This window comes from Yersinia sp. 22-579 (assembly GCF_030433455.1).
GTDB lineage: Bacteria > Pseudomonadota > Gammaproteobacteria > Enterobacterales > Enterobacteriaceae > Yersinia > Yersinia enterocolitica.
This window is the reverse complement of sequence record NZ_JAUJTZ010000012.1, coordinates 29,994-45,526: the sequence shown is the minus strand read 5'-3', so window position 1 is coordinate 45,526 and position 15,533 is coordinate 29,994. Positions and strand designations below refer to the sequence as shown.

Here is a 15,533-nt window from a genome sequence, read left to right as displayed (position 1 = left end):
CACCTTCTCTTTTGTGGATACGACCCACTCATGGCCTTTAAAATCACTGTCTGGTTTATCCTGACCCTGATGTCCACTCTCTGGCTGGGCTGGTACGGGCTAAATACACAGCAAGCTGAGCGAGAGGCTGATTTTCGTACTATTCATCGCGAATTGAGCCAACAGTTGGCGCAGCAGCAGGCGATTTTATTTTTGGCGTTGGAACCGAGCCAACTGGTGCAATTACAGCGCCATTTCCCACAACTGGTAGCGATAAACCAAACACCAGCAGATCAATCGAAACCCGGCCAACTCACCTTGCACCTTCAGGATGGAGATTATCGTTTAGCGAACTCCTACAGCGGCAGTGGTTTGCAGGTTAATGCCGAGAAGTTGCTGCAAGTGGTAGGTTTACCGCCTCATTTTGACAGTCTGGTATTGCGCTATCAGCAGCATCAACTCGCGATTTTGGGCCATTCAGCGCCTGAAAGTTTCTGGCAGTGGCAAAAACCGGTGGGCGAAGGGGCGCAATCTTTCACTTTAATCGGTCATGCCACCCCGGTTTGGCGTGATTTACCTTGGTTCACCGCCCTATTGCTTTCACTGATAATAGCCGCTGCCTTGTACAGTTGGCAGCGCTGGCAACTATTGGCTCAACACCGTTTACATGCCGAGCAGCGCGCCAAGTTTGCCGATCAAGCCAGACTCAATGCCATGGGGGAAATTGCGACCGGCATCGCCCATGAATTAAACCAGCCACTCACCGCAACATTGACCTATAACCAGACCGCGCTACGGCTGTTACCGCCGCAGGACTCGCAAGTTGCCCCATTGCTGGTGGCCTCTGTCGAGCAAATCAAACGCATTGCCGCTTTATTAGATCGGCTGCGAACCTTACTCAGCCGTGGGCAGATAAATTTACAACCGGTTGTCGTGGCTGATATCTGGCGGCGAGTGAATGTGTTGTTGAGTCAGGAAATAGCCGCGGCGAATGTCAAAATCATAAATATGATTCCGGCAAATCTACCCACACTGCAAAGTGACCCTTTATGGCTGGAGCAGGTTTTTCATAATTTACTCAGCAATGCTATTCAGGCGATCCAACACACCCCTATCCCTACGGTGACTTTCACAGTAAATATCACAGCCAAACAGTGGGTTATTCAGATTGAAGATAATGGGCCGGGTCTCACTCATCAGCAGTTAGATAGCCTGTTTACCCCCTTCTATACCACTCGAGAGAGCGGGTTGGGCTTAGGACTGACTCTTTGTGAAACCTTGGTACAACGAATGGGAGGCGACATAAAAGCGGGAAACAATGAACATGGGGGCGCTTGCTTTACCCTCACTTTTCCTCTAATTGCCGGGAGTACACATGACAAAACACATTTATCTGATTGATGATGATGAGGGTGTTCGCGCAGCGTTGAATGCATTACTCACGACTATGGGCTGGGAGGTTAAAGCATTCAGTAACGGCCAGATATTCCTCGATACCTTTGCCATTACTCAGCCAAGTTGTGTACTGCTCGATATTCGTATGCCAGGTAAAAGTGGCATGACGATATTAGAGGCTATCCAAGAGCGTAATAGCGCCCTGCCGGTCATCATTATGACGGGGCATGGTAATGTTGAATTATGCCGCCGAGCCTTTAAAGGTGGTGCACTGGAGTTTTTGACCAAACCTATTGATGCCGACGTCCTGATCGAAACCGTCAGTATGGCGCTGGAGCAGCATGAACAATCGCTGACAGCCCATAAGCAACGAGAGAGCTATCAACAGCTATTCAACCAACTCTCTGCTCGCGAGCGGGAAGTTGCCGCCCTGATTATTCAAGGGGAAACCAGCAAACAGATTGCCCATACATTATCGCTGTCTCCACGAACGGTTGAGGCTCACCGCGCGAATATCTTTGCCAAGCTAGAGGTCAACTCGCTGGCATTACTTATTCATCATTACGCGTCATTAATCATTATTGAATAAGTATAAGTACCTAGTAAAACGGGTAGTTAGCCGAATGTTTTTTCACCACTTTTCGCCGTAGCATAGCGTTACTGTGAGGAATTCACTTCGCTAACAATAAGGATTTTATATGATCAAGCCTATTGCCCTGACCTCTGCCTTATTCATCGGCCTGATAACTCAAGCTTCTGCTGCGGGTCTGAATACTGAACGCAATATCTCTTTGGCTCTGGCTACCGATGTGGCAAGCCGTACCCTTGTCGTTTGCCAGGCTGACGGCTATAACGTTGCGGTCACCGTTGTGGATCGCGCTGGCATCATCAAAACTGTGCTGCGTGCTGATAATGCTGGCCCACATACCGTAAAAGCCAGTGAGCAAAAAGCCTTTACTGCGCTGTCGACCAAAACCCCAAGTGGGACAGTTATGGAAAACAGTCAGAAAACACCCGCGGCCAATAACCTGAAAGATATTCCCGGTTTCTTACTCTTAGGTGGCGGTGTACCGGTGAAAGCAGGAGATGAGGTGGTCGGTGCGATAGGTGTTGCTGGTGCGCCCGGCGGGCATCTGGATGCACAATGTGCCACAAAAGCACTGGAGCAAATCAGCGCTCAGTTGAAGTAATACGATATTCAATAAAACGGCCCACTTTCAATACTGAGAGCGGGCCGTTTCGCTATTTGCTATTAATGATCAACAGAATTTGCGATTAGTGATCAACAAACGCAATTTTCAGTATAAACAGTAGCGCAACCACCACCACACATGGGCTGATCTCACGCCAGCGACCTGTGCCCAACTTCATCACGCAATAAGAGATAAAGCCCAGCGCGATCCCCTCAGTAATCGAGAAACTGAACGGCATCATCACTGCGGTAACAAACGCCGGAACTGCTTCGGTCAGGTCATCCCATTTCACTCGGGATAGGCTGGAAGTCATCAGTACGCCAACATAAATCAACGCACCCGCTGCAGCGTAGGCAGGCACCATTCCCGCCAGTGGGGAAACAAACATCACCAGCAGGAATAAAATCCCCACCACCACCGCAGTTAAGCCGGTACGGCCACCGACAGAAACACCGGAAGAGCTTTCGATATAAGCCGTCACTGATGACGTACCAATAAACGCGCCGGCAACAGAGCTGATGCTGTCCACATACAGCGCTTGTTTCATGCGCGGGAACTTGCCTTTATGGTCGGTTAAACCGGCTTTATCCGTCACACCAATCAATGTACCGGATGAATCGAACAGGTTAACCAGCATGAAGGAGAAAATGATTCCGGCCATACTAATATTCAGCGCACCGGCTAAATCGACCTGCCCAACCACTGAGGTCACACTTGGCGGCATGGAGAAGATGCCAGAGTAATGGACATCGCCCAGCGCCCAGCCGATTAATGTCGTCACCACAATCGATACCAAGACTGCGGCATGGATATTGCGAGATGCCAGAACCGCGATAATAAAGAAGCCCAGCGCCCCCAACAACACACTGTGAGAGGTTAGATTACCCACCGCGACTAACGTGTCTGGATTTGCCACCACGATGCCCGCATTTTTCAGCCCCATCATCGCAATAAACAGGCCGATACCGCTGGTGATACCCACCCGCAGGCTCAGCGGAATGTTAGCGATCATCCAATATCGGATACGGAAAATGGTGAGCAAAAGGAAACCGATTGCGCCCCAGAAAATAGCACCCATGCCGACTTGCCATGAAATACCCATCGCGCCAACCACCACAAAAGCGAAGAAAGCATTAAGCCCCATCGCCGGTGCCAGAGCGACCGGTAAGTTAGCCAATAGGCCCATAAAGATGCTACCAAAAGCGGCAATCAGACAGGTCGTCACAAATACGGCCTGCACATCCATACCCGCAACCCCTAAAATCTGTGGGTTAACGAACACGATATAGACCATGGTCAGGAAGGTTGTGATACCCGCAATTAACTCAGTACGTGCGGTAGTCCCATGTTGCTTCAGTTTAAAAACACGTTCGAGCAGCCCCTGCTCAGTATCAAGGTTTGGTTTACTCATTCGAGGAGTTCCACAGAAGGGAGTGATAGTTAGGGATATCCTATAACAAAAAAACCGTTGTTTAGAGCGAGATCACACTCTATTTGGCTATTTTTTATCAGCCTTGTTGCGCAACAGATGATCAAATATTAACCATTACTCATTCAACTTATTGAATTTTATTCATTTGATATGAGTAATATTGATGCGGGAGTAATTAACTATCGCATTCTGGGGCAGGATAGTTAAAGTGGGATAAAGAGGGTTGGTATGATTAAAGGGAGAAATAAGTGAGTAATATTGAATGCGTTATGTTCGATTGCGACGGAACGTTGGTCGACAGTGAAGTCCTGTGTTGTCGGGCCTATGTCGTGATGTTTGCCCATTATGATATTCACCTGTCACTGGAAGAAGTGATTAAGCGTTTTAAAGGTGTAAAACTCAATGAGATTGTCGCGCGGGTGAGTCAAGAAAACGGCCTGGATGAACCCATAGAAAAGCTGGAAAAACTCTACCGTGCCGAAGTTGCCCGCTTATTTGATGCCGAGTTACAACCCATCGCTGGTGCAAAAGCCCTGTTAGAGCAAATCACGTTGCCGGTTTGCGTGGTGTCCAATGGGCCGGTGAGTAAAATGCAGCACTCGCTTGGCCTGACCGGATTACTGCCGTTTTTTGAAGACAAACTTTATAGCGGCTATGACATCCAGCGTTGGAAGCCCGATCCGACACTGATTTATCATGCAGCAGAAAAGATGCATGTCGCGGCCGAGCGCTGCATATTAGTTGAAGACTCCGCAGCCGGTACCCATGCCGGAATAGCCGCAGGGATACCGGTGTATTATTACTGCGCCGACCCACATAACCAGCCGATTCACCACCCATTGGTCACCATGTTTGATGATATGCGGCAACTGCCTGACTTATGGCGTGACAGAGGCTGGCAGATTACCAGCCATTAACTTGCTGGCAATACTGACTTATTTCGCCACCAACGCCATGATCGCTTCATGGCGCTTTGCTTATTAATGGTATGTTGCGGACTAAAACGGCGATTAAGACCATTGGCTAATAAGTCCAGCGTCAAACATAAAACGAAATAGACCAATGCCACGAACAGGAACACTTCCATCGGGTAAACCATGCTGCGGTTATTAACCTGAGTGGCCAAAAATGTCAGTTCATTTACCCCGACGATATAGGCCAGCGAGGTGTCCTTAATCAAAGAAATCCATTGATTGATGAACGATGGCACCATCATGCGTAAGGCTTGTGGCAAGACGATAAACCACAAAACCTGCCAGCGATTGAAACCTAATGACAAACCCGCCTGCCACTGCCCAGCCCCGATTGCCACGATCCCGGCTTTCACCGCATGAGCCAGATAAGCCGATGCAATCAGTGCCAGCGCACACACCACCGTGGTGATTTCCGGTATATCCACACCAAACACAATTGGCAGAAGAAAATATGTCCAAAAAATCAACATAATCACCGGAATTGCGCGGAAAAAACCGAGAGCTGCGGCCAATACTGCGGCCCAAACACCACGGGACATCGCCAACGCCACGCCCAGCGCCGTGCCTAAAATTGCCGAAGCCACCCCAGCCAACAGGCTGATCAACAAGGTTAATGCAGCTCCGCCTAGTGGGCCATCAGGAAAAGTGCCCCACAACAGATAAGTCCAGTTATCAGCAATAATCGTAAAATCCATCTCAGTGCCCCTTAGCGAGGGTTCGTTGCTGACGCCACATACCCCAGGCCTCAATCAACGCAATAATCGCGATATACAACACCGTCGCAACACCGAAAGCCTGGAATGTTCGCAATGTTTCTGTTTCAACCTGGCGAGAGGCATAAGAGAGCTCAGCCACCCCAATAGCCATGGCTAACGACGAGTTTTTAATAATATTCATATATTGGCCAAGTAACGGCGGCATCGCTATCTTCAATGCCTGCGGCAACACCACATGGCGCATGGCCTGCCATCCCGTCAATCCCAGTGCATGGGCAGCATACTTTTGCCCCTTCGCAACCCCGCTAATCCCCGAGCGCAACTCTTCAGCAATAAATGCCGTGGAATAACAGGTCAACCCGATAAAACCAGCCAAAAATTCGAAAGAAGGCCAGCCGAGGGTTAACCCGAAAAACGTGATTTCATGAGGTGTATTAAGCCAAGGTATCCAGGATGCGGGTAGAAACTGACTGGCAGCGAAGTACCAAAAGAACAACTGGATCAGTAGTGGTGTGTTGCGGAATAGGGTGCTGTAACCAATGGCAAACCATTGCAGCCCTTTGAGTTCACTGTCTCTGGCGGCGGCCAGCAAAAAGCCCAACAACGTCGAGGCCACCACCGTGCAGGCTGAAATCCATAACGTCAGTAGAAAACCGTGCCACAACCAGCCAAGATATTGCGGGGCCAGTAACCAGTCAGTAAGGTGATGTAGATTCATATATCCTGATACCCATACCTGCTTAAAAGCAAACAGCCCTGCATCATAACAATGCAGGGCTTTGGTGTTTTCAACATCACATTGAATTACGCTTTAGGTTGTTGATCCAATGGTGCAAATTTGAAATCGCCACGTGGTTGAGCGGCTTTGGTTTCTGGCCCGAACCAGCGGTCATAAATTTTTGCTGCTTCGCCATCTTTTTCCAGTTTAACCAGAGTCTCGTTCACTTCAGCGGTTAAACGATCTTCGCCTTTAGGAATACCAATGCCTTGATATTCTTTGGTAATACTAAATGGTGAGATTTCAAAATCTGCTTTTTGTGCCGCAGGCAGATTACCCAGTAGCCCGACTAATTTGGCATCATCCTGAGTGATAGCTTGAACATTACCATTGCGCAAAGCGGTAAATGCCACAGGAGTATCATCATAGGAAATGACTTTCGCGGTTGGATAACGGTCACGCAAGGTTATTTCCTGTACCGTGCCTTTATCCGCACCGATACGTAATTTGCCGATATCTTCTGGCGTTTTCAGCACGCCTTTATGAGCAATAAATTTCTGGCCTGTGGCAAAATACGGCAAGCTGAAGTTCACTTCCTTGGCACGGTCATCAGTAATGGTGAAGTTGGCAGCAATCAAATCCACTTTCTTAGATGTCAGTAATGGAATACGGTTAGCCGGGTTGGTTGCCCGCAATTCAACTTTTACGCCTAAATCTTTCGCAATAGCATTCGCCACATCCACATCATATCCCACCAATTTTTTGGTCTGTGGGTCGATGTAACCGAATGGAGGGTTGCTATCAAAAACAGCAATCCGCACCACTCCTTCCTTCTTAATATCATCCAGTTTATCTGCATGAGCCGCACCAGAAAGTGTGGCCAGGCTTGCTAACAACGTTAGTGCCAGAACGCTTTTTTTTGTGGATAGAGATTGCTTCATTGAAAGCTCCTAAGATGATTAAGATGTTGCGTTGTGTGTAAGCTATCAATTCGGCGTTAGGTCAGGAAATAATATAAAACGATATATTTATAACCAAATAATCTCAGCGTATAAGTTTGCTTATATTGAGAGAAAAAGTTAAATCGTTGGCAGGGTAAACGAGCGATTATGGCCGTGAATTCCCGGCCAAATCGCATTTCTAGTACGTATGAGTAACAATCATTCCAGTAGAGTTATCTGCGGCTTTACGCTATTTCAGTTGGTATTTCTTCTGCTTTCACTTTTTCGTGATGATTCGCAGAAGTGGGTTTAACTTTGGTCTTCGCGGGTTCCACTGACTCTTCAGTAATTTCTGACTGGCCAATGAAAATGCCACCTTTTTTGATGGAGAAATTACTACCTTTTACAATGCCGTTTAAACGACCATTCTCCAAAATTTCCAAATGATCGGAAACACAAACCCCTTCAACTCGCCCATCAACCGTAATATGAGGAGCCGTTAAATTTCCCTCAATATGCCCACTGCGCATTAATCTCAATGTACCCTCATTGACGACTATATCGCCGGTGACAACACCATAAATTTGAATATCACCATCAAGGTTGATATCGCCTTTTAATTTTGTCCCCACGGCTATAATCGTATTCGTCTTAGCGGTATCTGATGGAGAATGAGATAATGATGCCGTAGATTGTAGAGATGAATTGGTCATAGGAGACACCTTGTCATAACTGCTTGCTTTCTTTTTAAACATAATATTTATCAAAATAAAAATGAGGAATAAAGTAGGAGCAAGAAGAAGATAAAAAAATAAATTGTAGACTATATAGCTGACTAGGCACGCGCCCCATATCACCCACAGCAGGCTAAGAGCGACATCCCTTGGCATATACAGACGTATGTTCACTTATCCCGCCCAATGTAAACGCATATTAAAATTCATATGAGCTTATGTGGTTGGATATTAAAATCGGAATTCAACCATAATAAGGAAGTATACTTTCCTCTATAAGGGAAGTTATATTTCCTCAGAATAAAAAACCATTTAAATATACAACCCCACAGCCATACAATACGGTTTTATTATGTCAATCAATGGAGGATTAAATATAAACAAAGATAAAACGAGATTAAATGAGTGGAGAAAATGCAGATGAATATAGGAAGGATATTGATAAAAACATCCCCCAATCAAATATGAATGCTTAACCTGATTGGGGGAGACTTGTTACTTTTCAGCTTTATTAGAAAGCAGTTTTTCTAAATCGTCGCCACCCAAGTGACGGAAATCATGCCCTTTGACAAAGTAGAAGATGAATTCGCAAATATTTTGGCAGCGATCGCCAATACGCTCAATTGAACGGGCACAAAACAGTGCTGTTAGCACGCTGGGTATGGTGCGTGGATCTTCCATCATATACGTCATTAACTGGCGCACGATGCCTTCATATTCCTGATCGACTTTCTTATCTTCGCGATAAATTCGGATAGCTTCATCCAAATCCATACGGGCAAAGGCATCCAGGACATCATGCAGCATCTGCACAGTATGGCGGCCTAAAGACTCCAAACTGACTAACAAAGGCTGGTGCTGATGCGAGAATTTTTCCAGCGCAGTACGGCAGATTTTATCCGCCACATCACCGATGCGTTCCAGCTCAGAAATAGTTTTGATGATAGCCATCACCAGGCGTAAATCACTCGCCGTCGGTTGACGTTTGGCAATGATGCGCACACAGGCTTCATCAATAGCCACTTCCATCATATTGACCTTTTTATCGCCCTCGATGACGCGCTGCGCCAACTCACCGTCCTGATTGTGCATGGCGGTGATCGCGTCAGATAATTGTTGCTCCACCAGCCCGCCCATAGTCAAAACCTGGGTGCGGATATGTTCAAGTTCTGCATTGAACTGGCCGGAAATATGTTTATTAAGATTCAAATTATCCATGATACTTCCCGTTCTTATAGCCTATCCCAAAGGCAGTAGGCAAAATTGATGTAGTAGCCTATGAGTGAAATCAGCCATAGCGACCGGTGATATAATCTTCCGTCTGTTTCTGCTGTGGCGCGGTAAACAGGGTATCGGTATCACTGAATTCAATTAGCTCGCCCAGATACATAAATGCAGTGTGATCTGAACAGCGAGCGGCTTGCTGCATGTTGTGCGTTACAATCACCACGGTATAGTCTGACTTCAACTCACTAATCAGCTCTTCAATTCGACCGGTAGAAATTGGGTCAAGTGCTGAACAAGGCTCATCAAGCAACAACACATCAGGGCGGATGGCGATGCCACGGGCGATACATAAACGCTGCTGCTGCCCACCCGACAAGCTATAACCGCTCTGGTGCAGCTTATCCTTGGTTTCATTCCACAAAGCCGCTTTAGTCAATGCCCATTGCACGCGTTCATCCATATCAGCGCGAGACAAGTTCTCAAACAGTTTCACACCAAAGGCGATGTTATCGTAAATCGACATTGGGAATGGCGTTGGCTTTTGGAAAACCATACCCACTTTGGCCCGTAGTAACGCAATATCTTGTTTATCAGTCAGGATATTCTGCCCATCAAGCAAAATATCACCTTCAGCACGCTGATCCGGGTACAACTGATACATTTTATTGAATGTACGCAGTAGTGTTGATTTACCGCAGCCTGATGGGCCAATGAATGCTGTGACCTGGTTTTTGGCAATATCCAGCGAAATATTCTTCAGCGCATGAAATTTGCCGTAGTAGAAGTTCAGATCGCGAACCTGAATTTTGCTGTTGTTGATGTCAGTAGCCATACTCATCAAGACTTCTCTCTTTTAGCCAATGCCGCCGTAGCCGCATTTTGGAATTTATTGGCGAATCGTTATTTTCTTTGCTAATTAATGGCACTTTCTCAGCCGATTAATATTTTTTCTTAGCGAAAATAACACGAGCCAGAATATTCAATAACAGTACACATAGTGTGATTAACAGCACCCCGGCCCATGCCAGCTGCTGCCATTCGGCAAACGGGCTCATGGCAAACTTAAAGATAGTGACCGGCAAGTTCGCAATAGGCCGCGTCAGATCGGTGCTCCAGAATTGGTTGGAGAGCGACGTGAACAGCAAAGGTGCCGTTTCACCGGCAATACGTGCGACTGCCAGCAAGATCCCGGTCAAAATACCTGATATAGAGGCTTTCAACGTAATGGCCGATATCATGCGCCATTTTGGCGTTCCTAATGCGTAGGCCGCTTCGCGCAGGCTATCAGGCACCAGTTTCAACATGTTTTCAGTGGTACGGATAACAATAGGTATCTGTAACAGCGCCAGTGCAATCACCCCAGCCCAGCCCGAGAAATGCTCCATCTTGGCAACCACAATGGTGTAGACAAACAAACCGACCACGATAGAAGGAGCTGATAGCAAAATGTCATTAATAAAGCGGGTAATTTCTGCCAGCCAGGATTTACGGCCATATTCCGCCAGATAAATTCCCGCCATGATGCCCAATGGGGTGCCGATGACGGTCGCCCACAGAATCAATAATCCACTCCCGACAATGGCGTTAGCCAAACCACCGCCAGCGGTATTAGGTGGTGGTGTCATCTCGGTAAACAGCGCCAAAGACATGCCGTCAATACCTTTGGTGACGGTAGAAAATAAAATCCACACTAACCAGAACAGGCCAAACGCCATAGTTGCCATTGAAAGTATCAAGGCAATCCGATTTTTTTGACGACGCCAGGCCTGCTTTTTACGGCGGGTTTCCATCAGCGTCGCATCACTTTGCATATTCATCGTTGTCATCTTAGCGCCCCTCTTTCTTAGCCAGACGCAAAATCATTAGCTTAGATAAAGCCAGTACGATAAAGGTAATAACGAATAAGATTAGACCCAGTTCCATCAACGCGGCGGTATGTAAACCAGATTCAGCTTCAGCAAATTCATTTGCCAACGCAGAGGTAATGCTGTTGCCCGGCATAAACAGCGAGAAGCTGTCGAGCTGATAGGTATTACCGATAATAAAGGTCACTGCCATGGTTTCACCCAACGCACGACCCAGGCCCAACATCACACCGCCGATAACGCCATTTTTGGTATAAGGCAGCACAATGCGCCAAATTACTTCCCATGTGGTACAGCCAATACCATAGGCCGACTCTTTCATCATCACGGGGGTTTGTTCGAACACATCGCGCATAACCGCGGCAATGTAAGGAATAATCATGATAGCCAGGATGACACCGGCGGCCAGAATACCAATACCGAATGCTGGGCCAGAGAACAATACGCCAACAATGGGGATGCCGGACATCACGTTGCCGACGGGCTCTTGGAAGTAGCGGGCAAACAGCGGAGCGAAAACGAAAAGACCCCACATGCCATAAACAATACTTGGAATAGCCGCCAGCAATTCAATCGCCACACCTAACGGGCGTTTTAGCCAGTTCGGCGCGAGTTCAGTGAGAAACAGAGCAATACCGAAACTAACTGGAACCGCAATGAGCAAAGCGATAACCGAGGTAACAACCGTACCGTAAATCGGCACTAATGCACCAAACTGTTCAGCTGGAGCATCCCACTCTTTAGTCCACAGGAAAGCCCAACCAAATTTCTCGATACTTGGCCAGGAAGCAATAATCAGTGAAACGATAATGCCGCCCAACAGAAATAGCGTAATCAGCGCAGCCAGTTTAACCAGCGCACTGAAAATGATGTCACCGTATTGACTCGGTGCTTTGATTGTCGGCTTGTTCGCAGCCATAGACTCTCTTCTCATCCTACCCCTAATACTTCAAGCTGCAGGGGTGTTGGCTGCTTTCGCTCACCCCAGTCACTTACTTGAGTAAGCTCCTGGGGATTATCTCAATTGCCGCCTACCTGCAACTCGAATTATTTAGGGTATATATTGTGAATCAATATTTCATAAACCGCTTGTTGCCAGTAAATCAAAAGATTGGCTTACCGCTGCTGTCTTTAATCTGAGTTTTCCAGGCAGCACGGACTTGCTCGACAACTTCAGCTGGCAATGTTGCATAATCCAGCTCGTTGGCTTGTTTAGCACCGTGAGTGTAACCCCAGTCAAAGAACTTCAATACTTCAGCGCCGTTAGCGGCATTTTTTTGCTCTTTATGTACCAAGATGAAAGTTGTTGATGTAATTGGCCATACATCATCACCTTTTTGATTGGTTAAATCTTGAGCGAATGTTTTGCTCCAGTCTACACCTTTTGCCGCAGAGCTAAAGCTATGCTCAGTCGGGCTAACGGGTTTGCCATCAGCAGAAACCAGTTTGGTGTAAGCCAGGTTATTTTGCTTGGCGTAAGCATATTCTACATAGCCAATGGAGCCTGGTAGGCGCTGTACGAATGCGGCAATACCGTCATTACCTTTGCCACCCAAACCGGTCGGCCAGTTAACAGTAGAACCTGCACCCACTTTTTCTTTCCATTCTGCATTCACTTTAGCCAAGTAGCTGGTGAATACGAATGAGGTACCGGAACCGTCAGCGCGGCGTACTACAGCGATATTTTGATCTGGCAATTTAACGCCTGGGTTCAACTTAGTGATAGCCGGGTCATTCCACTTTTTCACATTGCCCAGATAGATATCACCCAGTGTTTTACCGTCTAAAGTCAGCTCACCGGATTTAATGCCAGGGATATTCACGGCCAACACCACACCGCCAATCACTGTCGGGAATTGGAACAAACCTTCAGCAGCCAGTTTGTCGTCTGCTAATGGCGCATCAGAAGCACCGAAATCCACAGTATTAGCAATGATTTGTTTCACGCCGCCTGAAGAACCGATCCCTTGATAGTTAACTTTGTTACCTGTTTCTTTCTGATAAGAATCTGCCCACTTGGCATACACCGGCGCGGGGAATGTCGCACCTGCACCTGTCAGGCTTGCAGCAGCGAACGCGGACACAGTGGTCATAGATAAAGTCGCTGCCACAATGCTGGCTACGGTGGTACGCATCAGTTTCATAATCCCTCCTAATGGGATATTAGAATTAACTCTAAAATGTTTTCATCAGATTAAGTATGGTGCAGGAGGGAAAATAGGACAGTTTAATGACAGAAAAATGTACGGAATATTACAGTTATATGACAAACAAGAAGGATTTAAATAAATACATTTAATATCAATAAATTAACATCAATTTATAGCAATTACTTTATCCTTTATTTCGTAAAAAACTCACTTTACTTGTTCTAACACGCCCTATTGCTGGTTTATTTTTTGCGCAAAAATGACATTTTATGACGGAACTATAAACACAAAAAAGCCGACAAAATGCCGGCTTTTATTTATGTGATTTTCCGCTTATTACTCAACTGTGACCGATTTTGCCAGGTTACGTGGCTGATCCACATCGGTACCTTTGATAAGTGCGACATGGTAAGACAGCAACTGTAGCGGTACAGTGTAGAAGATAGGGGCAATAATCTCTTCCACATGCGGTAACTGAATGATTTTCATGCCTTCGCTATCAGTGAAACCTGCATCTTGATCAGCGAATACATACAGTAAACCGCCGCGTGCGCGTACTTCTTCAATGTTAGATTTCAGTTTTTCCAACAATTCGTTATTTGGCGCGACCACGATGACCGGCATGTCAGCATCAATCAATGCCAATGGGCCGTGCTTCAATTCACCCGCAGCATAAGCTTCGGCATGAATATAAGAGATCTCTTTCAGTTTCAACGCACCTTCCATCGCAATCGGGTATTGATCACCACGACCAAGGAACAATGCATTGTGCTTATCAGAGAAACCTTCAGCCAGCGCTTCAATGGTTTTATCCAGAGACAGCATCTGCTCGATGCGAGCAGGCAGCGCCTGTAACGCATGAACAATATCGTGCTCCAGACTGGCATCAGCACCTTTTAACTTGCCGATACGCCCCACCAGCATTAATAACACGGTCAGCTGAGTGGTAAAGGCTTTGGTTGAGGCCACGCCAATCTCGGTACCAGCTTTGGTCATCAAGGCCAAATCTGATTCACGAACCAGCGAAGAACCGGCGACGTTACAAATTGCCAGCGAACCTAAGTATCCTAACTCTTTGGATAAACGCAGAGCAGCCAGCGTATCCGCAGTTTCACCCGATTGTGACAAGGTGATCAGCAAGCTATTAGGGCGCACAGCAGATTTGCGGTAGCGGAATTCAGAGGCTATTTCTACGTCACAAGGCACACCGGCTAATGACTCAAACCAATAGCGTGAAACCATACCTGAATTGTAAGAAGTACCACAGGCTATGATTTGGATATGTTGCACATCCGCCAGTAGAGCATCGGCTTTCGGGCCAAGCTCTGATAAATCAATCGCACCGTGGTTTAAACGGCCTTCCAGCGTATTTTTAATCGCCATCGGCTGTTCATAAATCTCTTTTTGCATGTAATGGCGGTAAACACCTTTATCACCGGCATCATATTGCACCTGAGATTCGATTTCAGGGCGCTCAATAGCGTTACCCTGCTTATCAAAAATGGCGATGCTACGGCGAGTTACTTCAACCACATCCCCTTCTTCCAGGAAGATAAAGCGGCGGGTTACCGGCAATAGAGCCAGTTGGTCGGAGGCGATAAAGTTTTCACCTACACCACAGCCAATCACCAGCGGGCTACCAGAACGGGCGGCGACCAAGCGACTTGGGTCACGGCTATCCATTACCACAGTGCCGTATGCACCACGCAATTGCGGGATCACACGTTTGACCACTTCCAGCAAAGAACCGCCCTGCTGTAGCTCCCAGTGCACCAGGTGAGCAATAACTTCAGTATCAGTTTCAGAACTGAAACGGTAGCCACGGCTAATCAGCAATTCACGTAATGGTTCGTGATTTTCGATAATACCGTTGTGAACCACGGAGATATAGTCAGAAACATGAGGGTGCGCATTGGCCTCTGATGGCTCACCATGAGTAGCCCAACGGGTATGTGCAATCCCGGTTCCACCATGTAAAGCCTGATTTTCGGCCGCATCAGACAGCGCCTGAACTTTACCCACACGACGTAAACGAGTCAGATTACCTTCAGCATCCACTACAGCTAAACCGGCTGAGTCATAGCCACGGTATTCAAGACGACGTAAACCTTCGATCAGAATCTCAGCGATATCACGTTGCGCTACTGCGCCAACAATTCCACACATCTGTTTTATTCCTATGTAAGGTTCTTTTAGAACCTTGTCGATG

15 protein-coding genes are annotated in these 15,533 nt (G+C 47.0%); 4 read left to right on the top strand and 11 right to left on the bottom strand.

The genetic code is table 11. The annotated features are described in order from the left end of the window. Positions 1-30: 30 nt before the first annotated feature. The 3 genes from QSV56_RS15195 to QSV56_RS15185 all read left to right on the top strand — a co-directional run bounded on the left by QSV56_RS15195 (position 31) and on the right by QSV56_RS15185 (position 2,564). Positions 31-1,380 carry a sensor histidine kinase gene (locus QSV56_RS15195; protein ID WP_046695628.1) on the top strand — a complete coding sequence of 450 codons (1,350 nt, stop codon included), beginning with the start codon at positions 31-33 and terminating at the stop codon, positions 1,378-1,380. Then, entirely contained in the window at positions 1,355-1,963 is a 609-nt protein-coding gene (locus QSV56_RS15190; protein WP_263700162.1) for a response regulator transcription factor, read from the top strand. Before QSV56_RS15195 ends, QSV56_RS15190 begins: the two co-directional genes overlap by 26 nt. Before the next feature lie 109 nt (positions 1,964-2,072). Further along, positions 2,073-2,564 carry a heme-binding protein gene (locus QSV56_RS15185; protein WP_046051939.1) on the top strand — a complete coding sequence of 164 codons (492 nt, stop codon included), beginning with the start codon at positions 2,073-2,075 and terminating at the stop codon, positions 2,562-2,564. Between the two features lie 85 nt (positions 2,565-2,649). On the opposite strand, the gene QSV56_RS15180 is transcribed toward QSV56_RS15185, so the two are convergent. Beyond that, positions 2,650-3,978, bottom strand: coding sequence for an NCS2 family permease (locus QSV56_RS15180; protein ID WP_019081471.1), 1,329 nt, complete (start codon positions 3,976-3,978; stop codon positions 2,650-2,652). A 269-nt stretch (positions 3,979-4,247) separates the two neighbouring features. Here QSV56_RS15180 and yieH point away from each other — a divergent pair, with 269 nt between their 5' ends. Further along, on the top strand, positions 4,248-4,916 hold the full coding sequence (gene yieH, locus QSV56_RS15175; RefSeq protein WP_019084194.1) for a 6-phosphogluconate phosphatase: 669 nt from the start codon (positions 4,248-4,250) through the stop codon (positions 4,914-4,916). On the opposite strand, the gene QSV56_RS15170 is transcribed toward yieH, so the two are convergent. From QSV56_RS15170 to glmS, 10 genes are all read right to left on the bottom strand, one after another. Beyond that, on the bottom strand, positions 4,913-5,668 hold the full coding sequence (locus tag QSV56_RS15170) for an amino acid ABC transporter permease (protein ID WP_057620650.1): 756 nt from the start codon (positions 5,666-5,668) through the stop codon (positions 4,913-4,915). The two genes, yieH and QSV56_RS15170, sit on opposite strands and share 4 nt — an antisense overlap. Position 5,669: 1 nt before the next feature. Beyond that, positions 5,670-6,407: an amino acid ABC transporter permease gene (locus QSV56_RS15165; protein WP_005161138.1), complete on the bottom strand. Its 738-nt coding sequence runs from the start codon at positions 6,405-6,407 to the stop codon at positions 5,670-5,672. Positions 6,408-6,493: 86 nt separating this feature from the next. Continuing rightward, entirely contained in the window at positions 6,494-7,348 is an 855-nt protein-coding gene (locus QSV56_RS15160) for an ABC transporter substrate-binding protein (protein WP_019081474.1), read from the bottom strand. Between the two features lie 245 nt (positions 7,349-7,593). Continuing rightward, the gene (locus QSV56_RS15155; protein WP_032902061.1) at positions 7,594-8,211 is read right to left on the bottom strand and encodes a polymer-forming cytoskeletal protein; all 618 of its coding nucleotides are present in this window, start codon (positions 8,209-8,211) and stop codon (positions 7,594-7,596) included. A gap of 366 nt (positions 8,212-8,577) precedes the next feature. Beyond that, a complete protein-coding gene (gene phoU, locus QSV56_RS15150) occupies positions 8,578-9,300 on the bottom strand; it encodes a phosphate signaling complex protein PhoU (RefSeq protein WP_005161145.1) in 723 nt (240 codons plus the stop codon). Between the two features lie 70 nt (positions 9,301-9,370). Then, on the bottom strand, positions 9,371-10,147 hold the full coding sequence (gene pstB, locus QSV56_RS15145; RefSeq protein ID WP_004713904.1) for a phosphate ABC transporter ATP-binding protein PstB: 777 nt from the start codon (positions 10,145-10,147) through the stop codon (positions 9,371-9,373). A gap of 100 nt (positions 10,148-10,247) precedes the next feature. After that, complete coding sequence (pstA, locus tag QSV56_RS15140) at positions 10,248-11,135, bottom strand: phosphate ABC transporter permease PstA (RefSeq protein WP_301212960.1); 888 nt, start codon at positions 11,133-11,135, stop codon at positions 10,248-10,250. Position 11,136: 1 nt separating this feature from the next. Further along, positions 11,137-12,093: a phosphate ABC transporter permease PstC gene (gene pstC, locus QSV56_RS15135; protein WP_005175159.1), complete on the bottom strand. Its 957-nt coding sequence runs from the start codon at positions 12,091-12,093 to the stop codon at positions 11,137-11,139. A 184-nt stretch (positions 12,094-12,277) separates the two neighbouring features. Next, positions 12,278-13,318: a phosphate ABC transporter substrate-binding protein PstS gene (gene pstS / locus QSV56_RS15130; protein ID WP_005175162.1), complete on the bottom strand. Its 1,041-nt coding sequence runs from the start codon at positions 13,316-13,318 to the stop codon at positions 12,278-12,280. A 342-nt stretch (positions 13,319-13,660) separates the two neighbouring features. Continuing rightward, positions 13,661-15,490 carry a glutamine--fructose-6-phosphate transaminase (isomerizing) gene (gene glmS, locus QSV56_RS15125; RefSeq protein WP_005161161.1) on the bottom strand — a complete coding sequence of 610 codons (1,830 nt, stop codon included), beginning with the start codon at positions 15,488-15,490 and terminating at the stop codon, positions 13,661-13,663. Positions 15,491-15,533: the final 43 nt, after the last annotated feature.

Excerpts from the sequence above, each read along its gene's own strand:
- QSV56_RS15195 (WP_046695628.1), top strand. The coding sequence starts at position 31 with ATGGCCTTTAAAATCACTGTCTGGTTTATCCTGACCCTGATGTCCACT.
- QSV56_RS15190 (WP_263700162.1), top strand. The coding sequence starts at position 1,355 with ATGACAAAACACATTTATCTGATTGATGATGATGAGGGTGTTCGCGCA.
- QSV56_RS15185 (WP_046051939.1), top strand. The coding sequence starts at position 2,073 with ATGATCAAGCCTATTGCCCTGACCTCTGCCTTATTCATCGGCCTGATA.
- QSV56_RS15180 (WP_019081471.1), bottom strand. The coding sequence starts at position 3,978 with ATGAGTAAACCAAACCTTGATACTGAGCAGGGGCTGCTCGAACGTGTT.
- QSV56_RS15170 (WP_057620650.1), bottom strand. The coding sequence starts at position 5,668 with ATGGATTTTACGATTATTGCTGATAACTGGACTTATCTGTTGTGGGGC.
- QSV56_RS15165 (WP_005161138.1), bottom strand. The coding sequence starts at position 6,407 with ATGAATCTACATCACCTTACTGACTGGTTACTGGCCCCGCAATATCTT.
- QSV56_RS15160 (WP_019081474.1), bottom strand. The coding sequence starts at position 7,348 with ATGAAGCAATCTCTATCCACAAAAAAAAGCGTTCTGGCACTAACGTTG.
- phoU (WP_005161145.1), bottom strand. The coding sequence starts at position 9,300 with ATGGATAATTTGAATCTTAATAAACATATTTCCGGCCAGTTCAATGCA.
- pstB (WP_004713904.1), bottom strand. The coding sequence starts at position 10,147 with ATGAGTATGGCTACTGACATCAACAACAGCAAAATTCAGGTTCGCGAT.
- pstA (WP_301212960.1), bottom strand. The coding sequence starts at position 11,135 with ATGACAACGATGAATATGCAAAGTGATGCGACGCTGATGGAAACCCGC.
- pstC (WP_005175159.1), bottom strand. The coding sequence starts at position 12,093 with ATGGCTGCGAACAAGCCGACAATCAAAGCACCGAGTCAATACGGTGAC.
- pstS (WP_005175162.1), bottom strand. The coding sequence starts at position 13,318 with ATGAAACTGATGCGTACCACCGTAGCCAGCATTGTGGCAGCGACTTTA.
- glmS (WP_005161161.1), bottom strand. The coding sequence starts at position 15,490 with ATGTGTGGAATTGTTGGCGCAGTAGCGCAACGTGATATCGCTGAGATT.